The organism is Bacillus sp. FSL R5-0820, from assembly GCF_038593385.1.
GTDB classification, from domain to species: domain Bacteria; phylum Bacillota; class Bacilli; order Bacillales; family Bacillaceae; genus Bacillus; species Bacillus altitudinis.
In genome coordinates, this window is sequence record NZ_CP151991.1 from 2,740,883 (window position 1) to 2,761,475 (window position 20,593).

General features: G+C 40.7%; 26 protein-coding genes and 1 tRNA gene. 6 read left to right on the plus strand and 21 right to left on the minus strand.

Translation table 11 applies throughout. The features are described 5' to 3' along the window. The 3 genes from NST15_RS14215 to ftsW are packed head-to-tail and all read left to right on the plus strand — an operon-like array spanning position 1 to position 2,968. Positions 1 to 660, plus strand: coding sequence for a DUF1232 domain-containing protein (locus NST15_RS14215; protein ID WP_065460943.1), 660 nt, complete (start codon positions 1 to 3; stop codon positions 658 to 660). 14 nt (positions 661 to 674) lie between these two features. After that, the gene (rodA, locus tag NST15_RS14220) at positions 675 to 1,829 is read left to right on the plus strand and encodes a rod shape-determining protein RodA (protein ID WP_050826536.1); all 1,155 of its coding nucleotides are present in this window, start codon (positions 675 to 677) and stop codon (positions 1,827 to 1,829) included. After that, positions 1,826 to 2,968 (plus strand): putative lipid II flippase FtsW, encoded by a 1,143-nt coding sequence (gene ftsW / locus NST15_RS14225; RefSeq protein WP_029575419.1) that lies wholly within the window; start codon positions 1,826 to 1,828, stop codon positions 2,966 to 2,968. The genes rodA and ftsW overlap by 4 nt, the downstream gene beginning before the upstream one ends. Positions 2,969 to 2,999: 31 nt before the next feature. Here ftsW and NST15_RS14230 read toward each other — a convergent pair whose 3' ends face one another. Continuing rightward, positions 3,000 to 4,547 carry a flotillin family protein gene (locus tag NST15_RS14230; RefSeq protein WP_065460946.1) on the minus strand — a complete coding sequence of 516 codons (1,548 nt, stop codon included), beginning with the start codon at positions 4,545 to 4,547 and terminating at the stop codon, positions 3,000 to 3,002. An 11-nt stretch (positions 4,548 to 4,558) separates the two neighbouring features. Further along, the gene (locus tag NST15_RS14235) at positions 4,559 to 5,089 is read right to left on the minus strand and encodes a hypothetical protein (RefSeq protein ID WP_017367919.1); all 531 of its coding nucleotides are present in this window, start codon (positions 5,087 to 5,089) and stop codon (positions 4,559 to 4,561) included. 205 nt (positions 5,090 to 5,294) lie between these two features. Between NST15_RS14235 and NST15_RS14240 the strand changes: the two genes are divergently transcribed. Continuing rightward, the gene (locus NST15_RS14240; protein WP_060781648.1) at positions 5,295 to 5,774 is read left to right on the plus strand and encodes a DinB family protein; all 480 of its coding nucleotides are present in this window, start codon (positions 5,295 to 5,297) and stop codon (positions 5,772 to 5,774) included. A gap of 40 nt (positions 5,775 to 5,814) precedes the next feature. Here NST15_RS14240 and NST15_RS14245 read toward each other — a convergent pair whose 3' ends face one another. Further along, positions 5,815 to 7,023, minus strand: a complete 1,209-nt coding sequence (locus tag NST15_RS14245) for an iron-containing alcohol dehydrogenase (protein ID WP_008344050.1) — start codon at positions 7,021 to 7,023, stop codon at positions 5,815 to 5,817. Positions 7,024 to 7,050: 27 nt separating this feature from the next. Continuing rightward, on the minus strand, positions 7,051 to 8,520 hold the full coding sequence (gene betB, locus NST15_RS14250) for a betaine-aldehyde dehydrogenase (protein ID WP_050826538.1): 1,470 nt from the start codon (positions 8,518 to 8,520) through the stop codon (positions 7,051 to 7,053). 207 nt (positions 8,521 to 8,727) lie between these two features. Between betB and NST15_RS14255 the strand changes: the two genes are divergently transcribed. Both NST15_RS14255 and NST15_RS14260 read left to right on the plus strand, forming a co-directional pair. Continuing rightward, a complete protein-coding gene (locus NST15_RS14255; protein ID WP_035389194.1) occupies positions 8,728 to 9,285 on the plus strand; it encodes a GbsR/MarR family transcriptional regulator in 558 nt (185 codons plus the stop codon). A 72-nt stretch (positions 9,286 to 9,357) separates the two neighbouring features. Next, positions 9,358 to 9,430 (plus strand) — tRNA-Ala (locus NST15_RS14260). Between the two features lie 59 nt (positions 9,431 to 9,489). Here the strand turns inward: NST15_RS14260 and NST15_RS14265 are convergent. From NST15_RS14265 to NST15_RS14345, 17 genes are all read right to left on the minus strand, one after another. Beyond that, entirely contained in the window at positions 9,490 to 9,936 is a 447-nt protein-coding gene (locus tag NST15_RS14265) for a hypothetical protein (RefSeq protein ID WP_017359003.1), read from the minus strand. Positions 9,937 to 10,038: 102 nt separating this feature from the next. Next, on the minus strand, positions 10,039 to 10,860 hold the full coding sequence (locus NST15_RS14270; protein ID WP_050826539.1) for an N-acetylmuramoyl-L-alanine amidase: 822 nt from the start codon (positions 10,858 to 10,860) through the stop codon (positions 10,039 to 10,041). 19 nt (positions 10,861 to 10,879) lie between these two features. Continuing rightward, the gene (locus NST15_RS14275; protein WP_008361671.1) at positions 10,880 to 11,143 is read right to left on the minus strand and encodes a phage holin; all 264 of its coding nucleotides are present in this window, start codon (positions 11,141 to 11,143) and stop codon (positions 10,880 to 10,882) included. A gap of 12 nt (positions 11,144 to 11,155) precedes the next feature. Next, positions 11,156 to 11,368 (minus strand): BhlA/UviB family holin-like peptide, encoded by a 213-nt coding sequence (locus NST15_RS14280; protein WP_017367922.1) that lies wholly within the window; start codon positions 11,366 to 11,368, stop codon positions 11,156 to 11,158. Positions 11,369 to 11,404: 36 nt separating this feature from the next. After that, the gene (locus NST15_RS14285; protein WP_039170001.1) at positions 11,405 to 11,545 is read right to left on the minus strand and encodes an XkdX family protein; all 141 of its coding nucleotides are present in this window, start codon (positions 11,543 to 11,545) and stop codon (positions 11,405 to 11,407) included. Then, complete coding sequence (locus tag NST15_RS14290; RefSeq protein WP_047946742.1) at positions 11,545 to 11,865, minus strand: hypothetical protein; 321 nt, start codon at positions 11,863 to 11,865, stop codon at positions 11,545 to 11,547. Before NST15_RS14290 ends, NST15_RS14285 begins: the two co-directional genes overlap by 1 nt. A gap of 12 nt (positions 11,866 to 11,877) precedes the next feature. Continuing rightward, positions 11,878 to 13,194, minus strand: a complete 1,317-nt coding sequence (locus NST15_RS14295) for a hypothetical protein (RefSeq protein WP_227820611.1) — start codon at positions 13,192 to 13,194, stop codon at positions 11,878 to 11,880. 522 nt (positions 13,195 to 13,716) lie between these two features. Beyond that, positions 13,717 to 14,922 carry a hypothetical protein gene (locus NST15_RS14300; protein ID WP_057079160.1) on the minus strand — a complete coding sequence of 402 codons (1,206 nt, stop codon included), beginning with the start codon at positions 14,920 to 14,922 and terminating at the stop codon, positions 13,717 to 13,719. A gap of 209 nt (positions 14,923 to 15,131) precedes the next feature. After that, complete coding sequence (locus NST15_RS14305; protein WP_017367927.1) at positions 15,132 to 15,308, minus strand: phage portal protein; 177 nt, start codon at positions 15,306 to 15,308, stop codon at positions 15,132 to 15,134. Next, positions 15,305 to 15,634 (minus strand): XkdW family protein, encoded by a 330-nt coding sequence (locus tag NST15_RS14310; RefSeq protein ID WP_047946741.1) that lies wholly within the window; start codon positions 15,632 to 15,634, stop codon positions 15,305 to 15,307. Before NST15_RS14310 ends, NST15_RS14305 begins: the two co-directional genes overlap by 4 nt. A gap of 10 nt (positions 15,635 to 15,644) precedes the next feature. Next, positions 15,645 to 16,517 (minus strand): hypothetical protein, encoded by an 873-nt coding sequence (locus tag NST15_RS14315; protein WP_046526570.1) that lies wholly within the window; start codon positions 16,515 to 16,517, stop codon positions 15,645 to 15,647. Between the two features lie 15 nt (positions 16,518 to 16,532). After that, the gene (locus NST15_RS14320) at positions 16,533 to 16,916 is read right to left on the minus strand and encodes a phage tail protein (protein WP_008344081.1); all 384 of its coding nucleotides are present in this window, start codon (positions 16,914 to 16,916) and stop codon (positions 16,533 to 16,535) included. Positions 16,917 to 16,927: 11 nt separating this feature from the next. After that, entirely contained in the window at positions 16,928 to 17,851 is a 924-nt protein-coding gene (locus NST15_RS14325; RefSeq protein WP_342498603.1) for a YmfQ family protein, read from the minus strand. Next, positions 17,838 to 18,884: a baseplate J/gp47 family protein gene (locus tag NST15_RS14330; RefSeq protein WP_008344084.1), complete on the minus strand. Its 1,047-nt coding sequence runs from the start codon at positions 18,882 to 18,884 to the stop codon at positions 17,838 to 17,840. The genes NST15_RS14325 and NST15_RS14330 overlap by 14 nt, the downstream gene beginning before the upstream one ends. After that, complete coding sequence (locus tag NST15_RS14335) at positions 18,877 to 19,299, minus strand: DUF2634 domain-containing protein (RefSeq protein ID WP_024719684.1); 423 nt, start codon at positions 19,297 to 19,299, stop codon at positions 18,877 to 18,879. Before NST15_RS14335 ends, NST15_RS14330 begins: the two co-directional genes overlap by 8 nt. 14 nt (positions 19,300 to 19,313) lie before the next feature. Continuing rightward, complete coding sequence (locus NST15_RS14340) at positions 19,314 to 19,580, minus strand: DUF2577 family protein (protein WP_017358996.1); 267 nt, start codon at positions 19,578 to 19,580, stop codon at positions 19,314 to 19,316. After that, positions 19,577 to 20,587 carry a hypothetical protein gene (locus NST15_RS14345; RefSeq protein ID WP_017367933.1) on the minus strand — a complete coding sequence of 337 codons (1,011 nt, stop codon included), beginning with the start codon at positions 20,585 to 20,587 and terminating at the stop codon, positions 19,577 to 19,579. The genes NST15_RS14340 and NST15_RS14345 overlap by 4 nt, the downstream gene beginning before the upstream one ends. Positions 20,588 to 20,593 lie beyond the last annotated feature (6 nt).

Below are 20,593 nucleotides of genomic sequence, written 5' to 3' on the forward strand. Positions count from 1 at the left end.
ATGAAAAGGGTGAAGAAAGAGATGGAATTTAAAACAACTGAGCTTCGGCAGTTTTTAAAAGAACAACTGCAAATACGTTCTCTTTCATTAAGAGAACTGAGTACACAAACAGAAATTGATAAAGCCACACTGTCTAGAATCATGAACGGAAAAAGAAAACCGACTTTGAACCATTTACAGCGGCTATCAGATGCTCTACACATTTCTTTAGATCATCTATTGGCCACGGCTGGATTTTCAATTAAAAACGAAAGAATTCACGGTGATACGTTCATTCAAGCGGTAGGAGAGATTGAGCGAACGCTGAAAGATCATGATGTCTATGACGGAACGTTCAGCGAGAATGAATTGAAACAGAAGTTAAATGAATATGAGACCTATAGTCAATCAGACGAGGGAAAAGAAACGATCTCAGCAAAGTTTGAAAAAAAGATAGACACGATAAGCGGTGTTGGGCCATTTCTTGATCAATTGAAAAGCATGTACAGCTCGTTCATGAGCGCACGGGGTACTTCTCGAGAATTGATGTTGATGGGAGGCGCATTACTTTACTTCATTATGCCCGTTGATTTAATACCAGATTATATTTTTCCGATCGGCTATATTGATGACGCTGCAGCGGTGCAGGTCGTATTAAATCAGCTGACAAATAGGTCATAGCAGGTGACGGAGACATGAAAAAACAGAACAGCATTGACTTCGCATTATTATTCACTGTCATTTGCTTCTTTGTGATCAGCCTGCTGGCTGTGTATAGCGGATCGGGCCAGTATGAAACGCAAGATATGTTTTATTTCGTCAAAAGACAAGTTTTCTGGTATATCGTCGGTTTTGGCCTTATGGCGGCAGTTGCTTACTTTGATTATGAACTGCTTGAGCGTTTATCTTTTCGATTATTTGCAGGTGGTCTTTTCCTCATCATTCTCGTTCATTTTTTTGGCACGAATCAAAATGGCTCCCAAAGATGGATCAGCTTTGGGCCCATGAAAGTGCAACCATCAGAATTTATGAAAATTTTTGTCATTCTTCTGTTAGCGGCTATTTTAAATCGATACAAACATCAGCGCTTTGCGTTTAAAGAAAGCATGATTCCCACAATGAAAATCATATGCTGGACCGCTGTTCCTTTTTTCCTGATTTTAATTCAGCCAGATTTGGGAACGGCACTTGTGATCTTGTCTATAGCTTTTACACTGATGCTTGTGTCAGGAATTTCAAGTAAGATGATCGCTGCATTAATCGCTTCTTTTCTCGGGCTTCTTGCATTTTTGACCTACTTGCACAATGAACATTTTGAGCACTTTACAAAAGTGATTAAACCTCATCAGCTTGATCGCATTTATGGGTGGCTTTCCCCAGATGAATTTGATTCGACATATGGGTATCAACTGAAACAAGCAATGCTTGGCATTGGGTCAGGACAATTATCAGGAAGCGGTTATACAAAAGGAAATCAAGTACAAGGGGGAAATATCCCTGAAGCCCACACAGATTTTATATTTGCAGTTATTGGTGAGGAGTTTGGTTTTATCGGCGCCTCCCTATTGATCTGTTTATATCTTATGATGATCTATCGAATGATTCATGTGGCTATGCATGCGAATACCCTTTATGGGCTGTATATATGTGCTGGGGTGGTTGGACTGATCGTCTTTCAAGTCTTCCAAAACGTAGGGATGACAGTAGGGCTAATGCCTGTGACTGGTCTTGCCCTTCCTTTTATCAGCTATGGGGGCAGTGCGCTTTTAACCAATATGATCGCCATTGGCCTTGTGTTTAGTGTCAATCTGAGGTCCTCATCCTACATGTTTGGACGTAACTGGGATTGAAGGTGATGTCATTGATTCTTTCTCACCTAAAAAAAATCGACTACATTCTTGCTGGGACGATTGTTTGTCTTTGTTTCTTTGGATTGCTGATGGTGTACAGTGCGAGTTATCCTTTAGGCGAAATAAAATATGGACAGGGCAGCTACTTCTTCATGAAACAGTGGCAATGGCTTTTGATTGGGTTCTTCTTTTTCATCGCTGCAGCCCTGGTTCCATATCAAGCTTACCGTAAATGGATTCGTTGGCTTGTGATGCTGTCACTGCTATGTCTTCTCCTTGTCCTGCTTCCAGGAATCGGTGTTGTCAAAAACAATTCACAGCGATGGATTCAATTAGGCTCTCTGATCATCCAGCCGTCTGAGGCTGTGAAATTAGTGATGATCATCTATTTTGCCTATGTATATGCAAGGAAACAAGCGTACATTACATCCTTTAAAAAAGGAGTACTGCCTCCACTTCTTCTTTTAAGTCTAGCTTTTTTATTGATTTTAAAACAGCCAGATTTAGGTACAGCAGTTTCTATTTTATTGAGCTGCGGTATCGTCTTATTATGTGCTGGACTTAAAACACGCCACCTCATTCTACTAGGTTCGACAGCTGCGGCAGGGATCACTTTTTTTGCTGTGACCGCTCCTTATCGCTTGAAACGAATCACTTCTTTTCGTGATCCTTTCATGTATGAGGATGGAGATGGTTATCAGCTGATCCATTCTTATCTCGCCATGAATTCAGGAGGGCTTACCGGGAATGGTTTAGGCGGAAGCATTCAAAAACTAGGGTTTCTTCCTGAAGCCCATACAGATTTTATTATGGCCATCATTAGTGAAGAGCTGGGAATCATGGGGCTGTTGTTTGTGATGGGTGCCTACCTACTCATCATGTATCGCGCCGTTCGAATCGTTCAAGGTTTACAAGATCCATTTGGAAAGCTATTAACGATCGGGCTTACTTTTCAAATTACGATTCAAGCAGCCTTTAATCTAGGAGCTGTCTTTGGGCTTCTCCCCATTACAGGCATTCCTCTTCCCTTTATTAGCTACGGCGGATCTTCATTGGTGTTCATGATGATATCTGCAGGCATTCTTGTGAATCTCTCTTCATCTATCAAAAGACACCGGCATGTACCCCAATTAAAATAGACACCCTCTATCAGAAGGTGTCTTTTGATTTTTATTCTTCTATTTGACGATCAGCGATTTCTTTTTTTCTTGGCTGTTTGATTTCATTCGTCAGTTCTTGGATGCTTTGTTTCACATTGCCTTTGCCAGAGAAATTCTCAATAATTTCTTTAACATCAATTCCAGAGGAAGCTTTCAGACTTTCTTGAAGACTGGACATAAGGTTTGTCGCATAGCCGGTCACTTTGTTGGCGCCGCTGCCTTCCCCGTTACCACCTGTATCAACAACTGTAATTTTATCAATGTTAGAAAGTGGAGCAGATACTTGTTTCGCATATTCAGGTAGCATTTTCACAATCATATCAAGAATCGCCGCTTGACCATACTGTTCGAATGCTTCTGCAATTTTCTCTTTCGCTTCTGCTTCCGCAAGTCCTTTCAACCTAATGACTTCTGCTTCTGTTTCCCCTTTTGCACGATCGGCTTCTGCTTTGGCAAGCCCGTCAATCCGAACTTTCTCTGCTTCTGCTTTTGCCATTGCTTCAATGCTGTATTTCTTCGCATCTGCTTCTGCAAGACGCTTCGCTTTTTCCGCCGCAGCCGACTGCTCAACAGCATAACGGTCCGCATCTGCTTTCTTTTTCACTTCAGAATCGTATTGACGCTCACGACGCTGGATCTCTTTTTCTTCTAATTCAATTTGCTTCTGACGTTCAATGATTTTGACTTGCATTTCTTGTTCAGTTACGTGCTGACGATTACGAGCTGTTTCAAGATCGTACGCTTGGTCAGCGCTTGCTTTTGCTGTATCTTGTTCACGTCTGAATTCTGCTCTTTTCAGCTCATTGATTTTTTCTGCTTCAGCGATTTCAGTGGCACGCTCAAGCTCAGATTTCTTCGCATCTTTATCTGCTTCTGCACGTTTGATACGTGTTTCTTTATCTGCTTCTGCTGTCGCAATATCTGCATCGCGTTTCACTTGAGCAATTCTAGGTTTACCTAGTGATTCTAAATAGCCATTTTTATCACGGACATCTTTGATTGTAAACGATACAATGACAAGACCCATTTTCGCTAGATCTTGAGAAGCGACACGCTGTACTTCTTGAGAAAATTTCTCTCTGTTTTTATAAATCTCTTCAACTGTCATTGACCCTAAAATGGAGCGAAGGTGTCCTTCTAGTACTTCTCTTGCTTCATTTTCACGATCTTCTTTTGTTTTCCCTAAAAACTGCTCTGCCGCAGTGGCGATTTCTTCAATTGATCCGCCAATTTTAATGATGGCCGTTCCATCCGCCATGACCGGTACACCCTGTTCAGTATAGACTTCAGGCGTTGAAACATCTAGCTTGCTAGATAGTAAGCTGAGCGGCTCTGCTTGTTGAAAAACAGGGAGTACAAAGGTACCTCCACCTCTTACAATCTTAATCTTGTTTCCACCTTCATCCACGTGGACATTTTTACTTCCGAGGTAACTTCCTGTGACGATTAATGCTTCATCTGGACCAGCTGTCCGGTATTTCGAAACAAATACACCAATAAGTGCAATGAGAATCACAAACACAATTCCAATAATAATTAATATGGTTGTTCCTGGCATAGCATTCCCTCCTAGATTTCTTCATTTGGTATAACAGATAACACGCCTTTGTTCACTTCGACGACCAGCACCCGGGTTCCATATGGAATCTCCTCTTCGTCGAAACTGACGGCAGGCTTTGAGATTTTCCCGCTGTTACTAATTAACAGCACTTCTCCAAACCCATCTTTTGGTACAGATACAATGATCTCCCCAGTTCTTCCTTTTAGGTCGGCCTCCGTATATGAAAGGGATTCTTCAGCAGAGGAAAGCGGGACTAAGACAAATACATGTAAACAAGTAACGAGAACCACTGCGAGGATGGCAGATAATACGGCGCCAAGTCCACTTCCTACAATTGCTGTTTTTTCAGAGATAAATCCTCCAGCCGAGAAAAAGGTAAGAAATGCGAGGATCAATGTTGGTTGAAGGAACGGGACAGGAATCGCTTCAAACAATCCATCAAATACATCGCCAAAAAAGACGAAAACAAGCGTCAGGATTCCTGATACCATCAATATGTATAAGTACAGCGTCTGAAGAGGCAGCCCAAACACATCCATCTTCCTCACCCTTTCTTTATGAAATGAGCAGCCTTTCATTCATTTAGACCATGCTCACATCCAAGTGTATTCCTTCTAACAGGTAATACGAACCACTTTTGTAAAGGTTTCAAATTTCCTCACAATTCTTCAAAGGAATTCAACGATAGCTCAAGAATGATTGTCATGTACCAGTATGTTAAAATTTGATCTTGAGGTGATGAAAATGAGTTTATTACATGATGCAAGACAAAAATTGTGGCAAGAGCTGCAAGGTTTGAACGAAGAACAATTGAATCAAAAATTATCTGATGATACTTGGAGTATTCAAGAGGTGGCAGATCATTTAAAGAAGATGGACCTAGTTGCAGCAAAACATCTAGCTGCCGAGGGGAAAAAAGCACCGATTAAAGAATATGAGCCAAAGCCGGTGGAAATGGCAGAGGATCGTTCAAGAAAAGCCACTGCGCCTAGTATTGTTGAGCCAGAGCGCAAGCATGTGACACCTACACATTTAAAAGATGAGCTTGATACAGCTCGTGAGAAATTAAATCAAATTTTATCAACGTTTACAGAGGAAGATTTCAAACGCGTGATTGCACATCCTGTGTTTGAAGAACTTTCATTAAAGCAATACCTTGATTTTATCGGCGCACATGAAAAGCGCCATATTCATCAAATTAAAGAAATTAAAGAACAGCTATAAGATGTAAAAAAGACTCCCTTTTGGGAGCCTTTTTTCATTGTTACACTGTTTTAGGTGTTAAATCAAAGCAGCGAGCGTAAATCCAGTTGTATGCTTTTTCGTTCAGGTCTCTTGGGTTTCCAACTGTTTGCGGATCTTTCATTGCTTCTTTAGATAAACGGTCGATCATATCTTTTGGTACACCTTGTTCTTCTAATGAAGGAACTTCTAGGTCTTCCACTAAATCATACATCCAATTCACTGCTGCTTTTGCAGCTTCCTCTGTTGTCATTCTGCTTGTATCAATACCGAATGCTTGCGCAATCCGGGCGAATTTCTCTGGGTACCCTTTCCAGTTATATTCCATGACAGGTCCCATCATTGCCGCTACACATTGACCATGTGCGACTGGAATAATGCCCCCAAGCGTTTGGCTCATCGCATGGGCTGCGCCAGCTGATTCACTGCCATAGGAAAGTCCGGCAAGCATCGCAGCTTGTGCCATGCCATATCTTGCTTCCAAATCCTCTCCATCGGCAAAGGCACGGCGAATATAATGAGCAGCATATTCAATGGCCATGAGCGCTACCGCATCTGTAATTGGCTGAGCAAACTTCATCGTATAGCATTCGATCGCGTGCGCAAGTGCATCGATACCCGTCATTGCCGTCACATGCGGCGGCATTGATACATGAAGCTCAGGATCAATCACTGTTAGGTGAGCTGCAATGAGCGGTCCACCTGTGTTGAATTTGAATTCCCTTTCTTCGTCAGTGATCACTGCCCACTGCGTGACCTCTGAACCTGTACCAGCCGTTGTCGGAATTGTGGTTAACGGAGGGATTCTATTTTCAAGCGGTTTTTTCCCCTCAGCCGCTTCGTAATCAAGAACTGATCCTTCATGAGTCGCTTCCACACCAATAGCCTTCGCTGTATCCATTGAGCTTCCGCCGCCTACTGCAACTAAACCATTACAGCCTTCTTTTTCATATAACGCAGATCCTTCATTCACTAAACGGACTGGCGGGTTTGGTTCTACTTTATTAAATAGAACCACATCAACTTGTGCTTCTTTTAATGAAGCAATCACTGGATCTACAACACCCGCTTGATAAATACCAGGATCTGTGACAAGCAATACCTTTGAAACGCCGTATGCTTTCACTTCTTCCCCAACATGTTTCACTGCCCCAATGCCATGCTTGATGACAGTCGGAATTTCAAACGTATGGAATTTTTGCATGCTTTCAATTTTCATATTTAAAGTCATATAGAATCTCCTCCAGATAAGTGATATTTATTTAAACCAATGAACCGCTTCTGGTTTTGTATTTCGATATAAATGTTTTAGTTCCGTATATTCTTCAAGGCCCGTACGTCCTAATTCACGTCCAAGACCTGATTGTTTATACCCGCCCCACGGTGCTTGGGCAAAATAAGGATGGAAGTCGTTGATCCATACCGTGCCTAATCTTAATTGACGAGCCACTCGTTCGGCTTTGCCGATATCAGAAGACCACACCGCTCCTGCTAAACCATAAATCGTGTCATTTGCCAGCTCGATGACTTCTTCCTCTGATCGGAAGGATTCGACAGTGAGGACTGGTCCAAACACTTCTTCCTGTACAATTCGCATCTCTGATGTACAGCCTGAGAAAATCGTCGGCAAGTAGAAGAATCCTTTTTGAAGCTCCTCTGCATCAGGTCGTTTCCCACCTGTCTCTAAGGTTGCTCCTTCTTCTAGACCAATACTGACGTATTTTTCTACTTTTTCTCGATGCTCAGCTGAGATGAGCGGTCCGCTCTGGGTTCCTTCATCAAAGCCGTTGCCTAGCTTGATTTTTTTCGTACGCTTCACCAGTTCTTCTAAAAATTCATCATGAATAGATTCTTCCACTAACAAGCGTGAACCTGCTGAACACACTTGCCCTGCATGGAAAAACACAGCATTCATTGCCTGGTCAACCGCTACGTCTAAATCAGCATCTTGAAAGACGATATTCGGGTTTTTCCCGCCGAGCTCAAGGGCGATTTTTTTCACATTCCCGCTGGCTCCCTGCATGATTTTCTTCCCTGTTTCAATACCGCCTGTGAATGAAATTAAATCGACTTGGTCATTGACAGCCAGCTCATCTCCAACAGTTGCTCCAGGTCCAAGTACTAAGTTGGCAACGCCTGCTGGAACACCCGCTTCTTCCATAAGTTTGAAAACTTTTATCGTGGTTAATGGTGTAATTTCACTTGGCTTTAGTACGATTGTATTTCCAGCTGCAAGGGCAGGAGCGATTTTCCAGCTCGCTTGAAGCAATGGATAGTTCCAAGGAGTGATTTGACCGCATACACCGACAGGTTCTCGGACTAATTCACTTTTTGAGTTTGGAATAGGCGATGCAATGATTTCCCCGCCATCCTTATCAGCAAGCCCCGCATAATATTGGAACACGTTCGCAATATCGTCCATATCCGCTTTGCTTTCTTCTAATGTTTTGCCGGTATCAAGTGATTCTAATTTGGCTAATTCATCTAGGTCTCGCCTAATCAATTCAGCAATTTTAAACACAATATTTCCTCTCTCAAGTCCAGGCATGTTTGCCCAATCACCTTGATCGAAGCTTTTTCTCGCTGCCTTAATGGCTAACTGCGCGTCATTTCTTGATCCTTCACTGACTGTCGCGATCACTTCTTGATTAAATGGATTGATGATATCTCTTGTGTCGCCACTCTTAGCGCCAACCCATTGTCCATCGATAAATAGTGTTTGACTCATAGAAGGAACCTCCTCTGATTCTCTTTGGTAAGTTTGTTAAATAAAAATTTAACGTTTTGAACATAATTAACTTAACATGTTCAAATTTTTCTGTCAAAGGGTGGATATGCTTCTTTTATTTTGACATTTTGCATTCTTTCGTTAACATATAGTCCATAAAGATTTTTTTGAACGTATTGAATTCACTTAATAGAAAGCAGGGACAAGATGAAAAAGCAGGAACAGCCACAAGCAGAAGAACGCATTTTAGCTGCTAAAGATCTCGTCATTGATTCCATCGCTGAAACAATGGATCTCTATGGCATTACTAGAAGTGCGGGTATTTTATATGGAACGATGTATTTAAATGAGGAAATGACGCTGGATGAAATGCGTGAAGAGCTGCAAATGAGTAAGCCTAGTATGAGTACGGGTGTGAAAAAACTGCAAGACATGAATATTGTCAAAAAGACCTTTCACCGTGGCCGAAGAAAACACAGCTTTGTTGCTGAGAAAGACTTTTTTAAGTTTTTCATGAACTTCTTCCCGCAAAAATGGGAACGAGAGGTTGAGGTCAATCTAGCAGCGATTGAAGAAGCGCAAGAACGCCTTCAAGATGTAGCTCGTGATGATCAGGCAGAGGAACATGAAAGAGAGGAAGCGAAACAGCTCATTGAACAGCTTGAAAGCTCAAAAGCCTATTATGACTGGCTTAGACGATTAGCCCACTCGGTTCATTCGGGAGACATCTTTGACTATATTCCGATTGATCAGAAAGAAAAATAGCCGGGGTGTTTGTGTTTTACAGCTTGAATTTTACAGGAGGATTGATTATAATAAGTTATGTCGTAATACTTCGGGGCATTAGCTCAGCTGGGAGAGCGCTACGCTGGCAGCGTAGAGGTCAGCGGTTCGATCCCGCTATGCTCCATTATCAAAAGCCTATCCAATGACGGATAGGCTTTTTCATTTGATTTTACTCATAAAAGCTTATTTGTCTGGTTCTTGAATTTGATAACCAAAGACTCCTTTTATCTCAACATCCCCGCAGCCTTCTTTTTTGGTCAGCTTAATACCATGGGGTCTATAAATGTAGCGCCCACTTGATAAAATTCGGTCTGTTGCACTTAGATCATATTGGTTACCTGTATACTCTTTGACTGATGACGGAAAATCCGTTCCTGATAAAGATGTTCTGTAGAGTGTCACCTCTAGAGTACACCCCTCTGCATTTAGTATAGAAAATTGGTAGCCATAAGTAGATGGATATTGTTCAGGATTATTTTGACCTCCTGGTACCCACAGATCTTTTTCCTGTTCCGTCATGATGAAATCAACTTCTACTTCTCGATAAATGGTCTTAGCTGCAACCTTTTCCATATTAAAATGGAACATGACAATGAAACAAAGAGACATCATTACACATATCCGCTTCATACAACCCCTCCATTCATTTTTACCATTATACAACAAATAACGCCAAAAATGGTTTTATTTTACTTTTTTATAATAGATAAGGGTTGATTCATTCCATATGTGTTAACTTTCTATGACCTTACTTAATGTTTTTTTGGTCTTTGGACCATATATGCCATCCGGGGTTAACCCATGCATCATTTGAAATCGAGACACTGCATTCGCAGTCTTGGGTCCGTAGTACCCATCGATTCCATTGTTGATCGCTCCCTTATCAGGATAAAAATAAATCGATGCTAAGGCTTGTTGTACAGCTTTTACAGCTGACCCTTTTGTAAGAGGCTTCGTCATTTTTAAAATACCTGCAGGCAAACTGTATGTTTTTTTGACCTTGTTGGTTTTAGATGTTGATCTCGTTGATATGGTTTTGATAGATGTTTCTTTCACAGGTTTAGCTGTTGTCATTTGACTTGTAGATGCTGATGCAATACCAGCTTTGAAGCCATCCCACCGATTTAACAGCTTACGCGGACACTCCTTCCCGCTCCAATGCTTATGTGGCACCACGTTAGATAAAGGAATTCCTAAATCCCCCATCAGTTTCCGAATAAGCCATTGGGCGTTTTTAACAGCCTGTTCAAAGTTAGCGCCTGCATTTTCACAAATTTCAATTCCAATTGATTTCATATTGCCGGTTCCCCTGCCATCTCCTGCGTGCCAGCCATTTTCGTTTAAAGGTAAATGCTGATAAATGACCTGATCATCGACCGTGTAGTGCCAGCTAACCCCGGTACTTGCCCGAGCAACAAATGCTGCATGATTTGCCGCATCAGCCCCCCGTCCAGTGTTCGATGTATTATGCACCGTAATATAGAGCGGCTTCATCCTGTTTCCTGGTCTGTTGCGATTTTGTTTTGGGATGAGTGCTTGAATGATCTTCACCATATTGTTTCTCCTTCAAAAATTATTTTGTTAACCCTCTTTGTTTCAGGGCATCTTTTTGCAATTGACCTTTATAGGTCACATAATTATTTTTAAACCAAGCGATCACGGCAGTGACCATAGTGAAAATTGTGGAACCTGCCACATATAGTGCCTCTCCTACGGTTTGCACTTGCTCCTCGCTAATCGGCAGCACTGTTTGTCCAAACATGACAAGCGTTTGGTTGATAAGCGCAATAAAAAGAAGCACTGTGCGAATCACAGTGCCTTTGTCGAATGTTTTCATGATGCTTTCCTCCTATTTTAAATTCCGTTCAATTTTATCGAGCTTGTCGATCACGACGTCATACTTCTCACTAAACTTTGCTAACACATCATTTTGTGCCTCGATTTGCTCATTGAGTTTGTTTTCTCGTTCCTTTGTTGTGTTGAGAACATAAAACAGAATCCAGCAAAAGAGAACAGCAAATGGGCCTTGTGTCATTAAGTTTTGAACGACATCTACTTCCATTTGAATCACCTTCTTTCCGGCAAAAAAATAAAGCCATTAGGCTTTGTATATTTCTCCAGTTATATTTTGATAGTCTTCTGCCGAGATCCATCCAATGCTTACATAAAATGCAATGTCCTCTGGGCCGTAACACTGCCAGTCCCAGAATTGTTTGATATCCGCTACAGTTGGAAACATCAATCTGAAGCACCTACTTTTTGCATAGCTAATAGCTGCGTTAGTTGTTTTGATAACAAAGCATTTTGTTTCTTTAAAAGTTCTATATCACTTGGCGGGAGAGGGGCCGGTTTTAAGCTGTCTATATACTCTTGGGTCGCTGATTCATACCATTGTTGTTTTTTCACATCAAATGCTGCTTTATAGAAGGATGGATTATTAGGTGGAGCAATCGTTGTACATTGATCTGGCACTACATAATTTCCTTCGTCATCCATCTGAGACACTTCTATAGGTCTGACCAATTCGTATCGATGATTGTATTCATAGACTTGTATCATACTATCACTTCCTTAATTTAATGGGATGACCGTGTCTAAATAGTAGCCAGTTACCGCACTATCATTTGCTGATAATAAACCAGTTAGCTTTAGCTCTCCTGTTTTGTATATAAGTAATTTACTATGACCCGTTGTACCTGATACGGGAACTGATACTACTAGGCCTTTATCTGGTAAGCCTGTAATTGGAATACTTCCACAGATAACTTCTCTATTTGCTTTTAGGTGACCTCTCAACAATAATAAATTTCCCCATCTAGTATATTCAACTGGTCTTTCTCCAATAGAAGAACCATTACCTAAGGTTACATTTAGCCACTTAACATTTTCAAAATCAGCATCAGTTACTAGTTTTTTCCACCCTTTAAAAACACCATCAGTATGGACCGTTCCGAACCAATGAGTGTTGTCGTAACTTCTGCAGACATGAATGGTCTTTCTACCATTTACAGTTTCTAAGATATCGATATTAAACCAAGAAGAATCATTATCGACAGGCATATTTACAACATTAGATCCTACTGCAAAGTAAAAGCCGGATGGCAGCGTTAAAATATCAGTTCCTATTGACATGGAAAGTCTTAATCCCTTTGAATTTAATAGGTTATGGTCATTAAGACGTTTCCAACCGCTCCACTCTTGTTGTGTACCCGTTACATCAGTTGTTGAACGGTTAATATAGACATCTCCTGAATTGTTTGCACCGATGACCCATCCATAGGTATTTTCACTAAAAACAGACAAAGCCCTCATTGAACTTCTTGTCGGAAGATCTGGATGTGCTTCATGAATGTACCATGAATGAACTCCCGGCAATTTTATCAGCTTATCTAAAATACTAGGATCATCTGCATTAATTCTTTCAAAAGCTTTTCCATCGTCAGCAGTAATTTTAGACAATTGTCCTGCATTCCATTTGTTTTTTTCATTTTGAGTCGGCATTTGCATCCAGTTGATTCCGATGTCATTCACATGATAGGAAAAACAAAATGAGTTGCCTGATGTATCAATTGCAATTCCTACGCCAATATTATTTTGACCTACAAACTGAAAGCCTCTTAGTGCAGCATTGCCTATAGCTGGGGAATCGACTACTCCAGAACCACCTGGCGCATAAAATGAGCAAGCCCCTAGCGCTTTAATTCCCTCATAGATACTGCCACCAGCAGGAATATTGATCAATTGGGACCCGTTATCATTTGTCAGTTTATATAGCTGAGATTCGTTCCATTTTTTCTTTTCTGAACCAGATACGTGAGGAATTGGATCTCCCGTATGAAGGTTGAATTGTTCTAGTAGTTCCTGATCATTTTCAATTAAAATTTTCACTAAATCGTTAAAGAGATCTGCATGAGCTTTATCGCTCGTCTTAAAAGGTTGAGGTGTTTTTATGATCTTATTCTCCTTCCAAAAAACATTACGAATTAGGTGATGTTATGATAAAAATCAGTTATTTCACTTCGTTCTTAGATTTGGAACCAAACGTGATGAATTCATTAGGATTCAAGTCATTAGAACAATATTAAGTACATATTTTTTCAAATATCCTGATTTTTATAATATTAATTTGTCACGTCTGCCCTTACCTATGATTGACGCCACTCCAATAAAGTGGATCGATTGCATGGGTCTATTCCCTTCCTTTATTGTAAAAACAACAGAGTCAAACTCATTCTTTCTTCCTGCAATTTGACCCAATAATTTTAACAACATGTATTGTGCATTGCGTTTCTGTTCTCGTTCCTTTGTTGTATTGAACACATAAAATAGAATCTAGTAAAAGTGAACGTCATTAAGTTTTGAACGACAGCTTCCACCGATTTGCACACACACTTTATTTTTCAAATAATCCTATCTTAGCTGTGACAAAGTAACATAAGCCCTATTTACTGTAATAGTTCTTCCAGTGTTTTTGGGTGTAATATAAAATGTTAACTTATCCCCCGCTTTAAACTTTTGTTGAAGGTACAATACACATATACTTGATGAGATAACAGGATTCCAATTACCTAATCGTTGAAATTCTGTACCATTCACATAACATGACAAAATGCTATCTGATCCAACAGGAATGTTATTGCTATTAAGATAAAGCCTAATTAAATACAGACCATTATTTTTCAGTGTAATTTCAGCTCGCGAACGATTATACTCTCCTAAATCGTCTGATCTTGTATCACCAAAATTCAGTTTTGTTGGAACATTTTCAACGGCTGATACAGAAGAATTATCGAGATCATACGTATCAACAAAAGAAGTATTATCCATATCCTCCTTTGTTAAAACACGTTTCCAGCCTTGCCACCCCAAATTTAAATCAAGATAATTTGTATACATGTAATTGTTATAATCTATTGCTATGACCCATCCAAATGTACCTTTTCCATTACTATCTTGAGAAGTAAAATGATACATACCACGACATGATCTTGTAGTTGGGCTGTTTAATGCTTTACCTGTGGCATAAAATGTACCATGCTTCGGGCCTAAAGAAACAACCTTTTCAAGTAAATCTTCACCATCTGAAACAGATAGAATCACCCCTCCATTATCTGAAGTAATCTTAGACAATTGCCCATCATTCCATTTATTTCTTTCAGCATTTGACGGGAGCTTTGTCCAGTTAATAGTAGTATCTGCAGCATTATAGTAAAAACTATAAGCATTACCAGCAATATCTACAGCAAAGCCAGTACCAATGTTATCTTGGCCTACTGTCTGTAATCCTCTCAATGAAAGATTTGATGGGGAATCTTCGACTCCAGAAGCTGCATAAAAAGTACACGTTCCTTTTCCTTTTATCATATCAAAAATCCTAGCATCAGCTCGCACATTAATTAAATGACTTCCATTATCCGCTGTAATTTTATAGCCCTGAGAATCGTTCCATTTTTTCTTTTCTGCTTCAGATGCATGTGGATTTATATCTATCATATGTTGATTGATTGACTCTAATAGACCCACATCATTGTCAAGAAAAGCCTCAACCATGTCATTAAATAGATCAGCATGGGCTTTATCAGTTGTTTTAAAAGTGCGTGGTGTCTTAATCTCCATGATCATTCTCCTTTCAAATCTATTATCACTATACGCTTCCTTCCACTATATAATGTTATCTAATCACTCTGTGAATCATCACATTTCTGCTTTTTTGTATTAGCTGCTGTATTCTCGCATCATTTGTATGTTTTAAGAACTGCTCTAATATCGTTCTCAAGTAGTGCTTTGAACATGTCATTGAAAAATCAGGTATGGTCCTTTTATTTCTATTCAGTTTTCACTCTTGATGCTTGTTTTATTTCTTGCAACTGCTCTAAAGTGAGCATCCTTTGCTCGTATCCTGCATTTAGATCTTCCATCGAACAATCACCTAATTCAACTGCTTCTTTAACTAATTCAGGTGTCACCCATTGGAAATATAATGCCATAACCCAATAATTCATGTTTCACTCTCTCCTTTAATGAAAAGGATCTCATTTTTTAGCACCTTTAGTTCATTTGTTAGAAGATCACATTGGTGTTCAAGCTGTTTTCTCACTAGCTTTTCTTTGGCTACTTCTTGTGCTAGATAATCTAGTGGAAGAGGTGGTTCATACCTCGGGTTGGCTTGGGATTCCTCCCACCATTTTTTCAACTCTTCTACCGTTGGCTTTGGCACATCTAGATGCCACTCGTTTAAATACGAACCATCGCCATCATTTCTTAGTTCAAAATCTTTTTGCGGGTCCGCATCGGGGTATTTATACTTAATGGCTTCATATAAAATCATCTGAATCCTCCTACACTCTCGGGAAATTGCGGCCGCCTAATTCCGTAATATCGAAATAGTTGTACCAACCTGAATTATCAGATATATAACGATCAGAATTTCCCGCATAGCCTATATACATGTAAATTTCAACGTAATCTCCTTTATTAGCTGGAACATTCGCAGCCCCATATAAACCTATATCAAGTTTTGCCGTTTCAGAGGGTGTGGCAGGGAGATGTCTATAATGAGATATATTTTTATAATTTTTACCATTTAAAAAAATAGACAGCTCAAAATTTGCATACATTTGAACCGTCTCAATATAGACTCCAGCGTTTACTAGATACATTCCGTTTTCCGGACAAATAAAACGACTATTTTTTATATCAAAATTATTGTGACTATCTTTGATTTTTCGATTAAAAAGGATTTTTTGTCGCTCAGCATTATTAAGCAACTGCTTACCAGTTGTACCAATGTTCGTATGAAGAAAACCAGAGATTTTGTGCCACTCTGTCCACCCTGAGGCTATATACCATTGTCTAAACCAAATACCAGTACTAGTAAAATAACTAGTTGTTTCATTACCGTTGCCATAATAATATTGTATAAAACGATACTCATTTATTTTTTCGTTCTTCACAAAACCTAATTTTGTAGGATATCCGGTATCATTCGCTATAGCCATCAACGTAATCCCATTTGGATATTGCTCACCGCTGACTGATGCATCTTGAATGGCTTGATCGCCTGTTAAAATGAACAAGCTTTCATTTGTGATTCCTTCTATTTGTCTACTGAGCGCATTGTCATTCTCCACAAGTGTATCGACCATCCGGTTAAATAAGTTGGCATGGGCTTTGTCAGAGGTTTCAAACGGTAAAGGTGATTTTATGTCCACTTCTTTTCCCCTCCATTAATAAATATCATCAATCTCAAAAACAAATTCGATGTCGCCGTCTTTTTGTTTGTCTGTCATGGTTCGGATGGCGGTGAATTTGCCCGCTTCGTCGACAAGGGCTAGTTCATTGATGACTTCGCCTGCGAGTTCTCCTTCAGCGATGGTGCAGGTGTAGCGGATTTTTGCCGGTTCCATGAAGGTAAACGAGTCAATATTTTTTTGAATCAGTTCTTTTTTGAGTGCTTGTTCGGTTCCGTCAAGAGAGATTGGTTTTCCATCCTTTGTTCCTCCACTTCCGAACGCCATTTTGACGACTTTTGTGAGTTTTGTTCCTTCTGCTCGTGCCTTTGCCATTTGTTGACGTGCATATAGTGTGGTTACGGTTAATTGATCAGCCATTGTGATCCTCCTTATAGGTCTATTTTTTTAGAAGTTGCTGCTAGCATTTTTGATCCATCAAGCGGAATGGATCCATCGAGAATCCAATAATGCTCCTTGATCAGTAAACTGCCGTCTTGTTCATTTTGAACATGTACCGGTAAGCGGAACGTCATCCTCTTTTTCATTTGATGTGAAAGCTGGTTCTTTGCGCGCAAAGTCAGCGTAGCTGCTTGCTTCGTTTCATGCGATGCTCCAGTCATGACATAATTCAGACGATATGCTGTTTCTTTCTCTTGTTGAAGCAGCATTCTCATCTTTAATGAATGCCGAAAGCGAGCAGGGACCTCCGTAGCACCTCGTATCCCGCTGAGATAGAACGTTCCATTTAATACGAATTCACCATTGAGTAAAATTGGAATATGATCGAAAAAGCCCACTCTGCTTCGCAGTGTGAGCCGCTGGTGATGATCATTTGTTTCATGAACATCGGTATGATGACTGGCGGTGAACGTATACGCCAAATGTGCTGGCTTTAACGTTTCGAGTATTTCGACGATATATCTTGTGTTTTGCAGGTCATCCAGGTTGACACGCAATGCAAAATGATAACGGTTGACTGTAAGACGGATGATCGCACTCGGATTTTTAAGAAATCGATTCACAGATTTCTCTAATGAAAGATACGTAATTGGTGGAATGTTCGACATCATATTAAGTAATCGCGCTCTGCGCAGCTCAATCGAATCATCTGACTCTCGCTGCACCTTGAGCATTCTTTCCCAACGATTCAATCCCCACGTCGCTGTTAAAGGGAAGAACTGATCCGTTACATCAAAAATGAATTCATCCAATTGTTCAAACTCTGGCGCCTCCGTTTTTAGTAAATGATCCACATCATAAATCTCTGTGAAATAAGGCGGCAAGTAGTTTTTCATTTCATCAAGTTTGCTCAATAACCTTCACCTGCCTCAGACGTGGTATCTCAATGTCCTGTAATACTAAGTTTTTTGACTCCCCATTCAATAAGACGTTTGCATAATCGGACACACTCTCTGAATGGTACAAAATATCATTTAAAGCGGACATTCGAATCGTACTTTTTTCAAATGCGATTGATTTTAACAGTGCTTTGACCTTTTCTTCTATTTCTTTTTGCGCACCCTCAAGTGTCCAGTCCATCTGAAGTTCGACGGACACTTCTACGTCAATATCCAGCCACTTGGCGCTTTCCACAGTTGCTTTTGAGCCAATAGGAGCTTGCCCTTCTCCTTCTCCCGGTACAGGATCGATATACTCCTGGACCCTTTTGACAAGAAGCTCAGATGCTACATCTAGATTGCCATCTGTGATGACAATTTTGACCGTTCCCTCTCCATTCCATAGCGGGAACACTTTCGCTCTGCCGACACCAACCACTTCCTCGGCCCACTTTTTGTAATGTGCTCTGTTGGCACTGACAGCCTCTCGCCTTGCGCGTATTAAATACCGATCGTATAATGACGCATCATCTTCTTCCTCTTGCCCTGGTATCACCAATTCCTTCATGATCATCGACTCTAGACCTGGAATGGTATCAAGCGATAGCAGCGGCTGACCTGTTAATTGCCCATTGCCGGCTGTACCAGTTGTCTCGCATTCAAGTGTGCCGTCCTTTGAAAATTGAAAATAAACGTCTTCAATAAAGAATCTTGATCCTGCTGGAATGTTTACGTTCTCTGGTTGAATGGTTACGGACCACACCGCTTTGGTGGCTGGCTTTCGTTCAATCCCTACTTCTGCCGCTCGGCGATCTAAAAATTCCCCCTGTGCTGTATCAGCAAAGACAAGCTCAAACACTTGATCAAGCCAAATATACGACTGAGCCAGTTCAGCAGCAGCAGGTGCCAAGGCATTCCAAATAACGCTGTTTTCTCTTTTATCTATGTCATCTGGCAGCCTGTCCAGCATTCTTTCCATCAACGCCTCATACGTTTGCTCCTCAAACATCTCCCTCCATCACCTCCTCTATTTCTAATGTGCCTTCATCTGTGACAATGGCTAGTTTGACTTGAAAGGCATCATTTTGCTTCGTGACCTCTATCTCTTCAATATGATCAATCCGCTCATCAACGACCAATGCTTCTTCTAGCAATCTTGGAATCTCCATTTCTTTGTATTCATCTGTTGCTTCTGTATCGGTCAATAGCTCCTGAATTTCAGTGCCAATGTCGTGACTGTAAATGGGATGTGCATAGCGCTCTGTTCGCAATGTCATATAAATAAATTGTCGGATCGCTTCAATGCCTGTAATGGCTTCATTTGTCAGCCTACCATTTTCAAAATCTATGCGATACGTCGTCGAGGTTTCTACCTCTTCGTCTTCTTCTGTTTCCTCGATTTCTTCCTCTGGTGAAAGTGCCACATTCATCACCTCCCTTACAATTTGTCGATGATGTAAAAGGACTGCCCTCCTGCCATTGCAAGTACCATAATGCTGTCTCCCCTTTTCAACTCATCATCCTCACCCTTATTTAAGCGTTTAGGCCAAATAAGCAGTTCTTCTGGAATGATCAGCTTACTGTTTTCATTTAATCGGATGTGAAGAGGCGAAGCCATTGTGACCTCTCCAATCACCAGATCAATTGGAGAAGCTGCATCTACTGCATTGACAGCGAGTCGTTTAATTGCTTCACTTAATCTCATGCTTGATCACCCTTTGGCATGGAATTTTTCTCAACGACGTCAATTGTCATGGTGTGCTTCACTCCATTGAATTCATGCTTGTCTTGATCGATCCAGTAGGTTTTTTTGATGTTGATTTCAGGGATTTTCAAATAGATTGGCAGACCGCTTTGCAGTTCAGGGATTCCGAGTGCTTGTATGCTTTTCACTTCTTGTTTGACGCCTTTTTTCTCAGCTAGGCGTACTTTCGCTCTTTTTTGAAGCTGCGGCTGGTTGATTTGACCTGTGACCGTCTCCACATGCTGTAAAATGCCGTACTGACTCTGACCCGCTTTGTCCTGTTCGATCACCACAATATCTGATTTGCTTCCTTTTTTCTTATTCTTCCCCTGTTCGTCTACAGACGTGCGCATCTTCACACGTGTTGCTGTCTCTTCAATGGAGGTGCTGTACTGATAACCGATGAGGTTGACGCCTGATTCAATGACCCACACGTCCTCTGGATCGGGCCAAGCTCTCAGCCCCATCTTGCCTTTAGCAGAATAAATTTGATAATTTCTACCGGTTTGCCGCTTCGTTTCCTTCAATGCTTTTAAAATGATGTCATATAAACTCGTGTCATTTTTAAAGACGAGAGACTTCATGACATGTCCTGTATTTGCGATGGATGTCATAGGAATTTGAAAGTCTGCCCCGATCCGCCTCAAAATTTGATCTGCCCGTTGATTTGAAAAAACATATACATCTTGGTTTTTCACTAAATATTGGAGCATATCGTATGCGGTAAAGGTCAGCTTTCCTTCAACAGGCGTCCTAGAAAACACGATGCCTCTGAACAGCTCTTTTCCTTTCCACTTAAAAAGAACCGTGTCTCCTTCTGAGACACGGTAATATGTTTGACTGCCTTGCTTTGTGATAATGTTCGCCTGAATAGAGCGAGGGGCCTGATACCTTTGCCCCTGAAGTGTCACACTCTCTGTGACAAGCTCATACATCGTGCCGCTTCTGATGGCAAAAAGCTCAATCAATGTCAG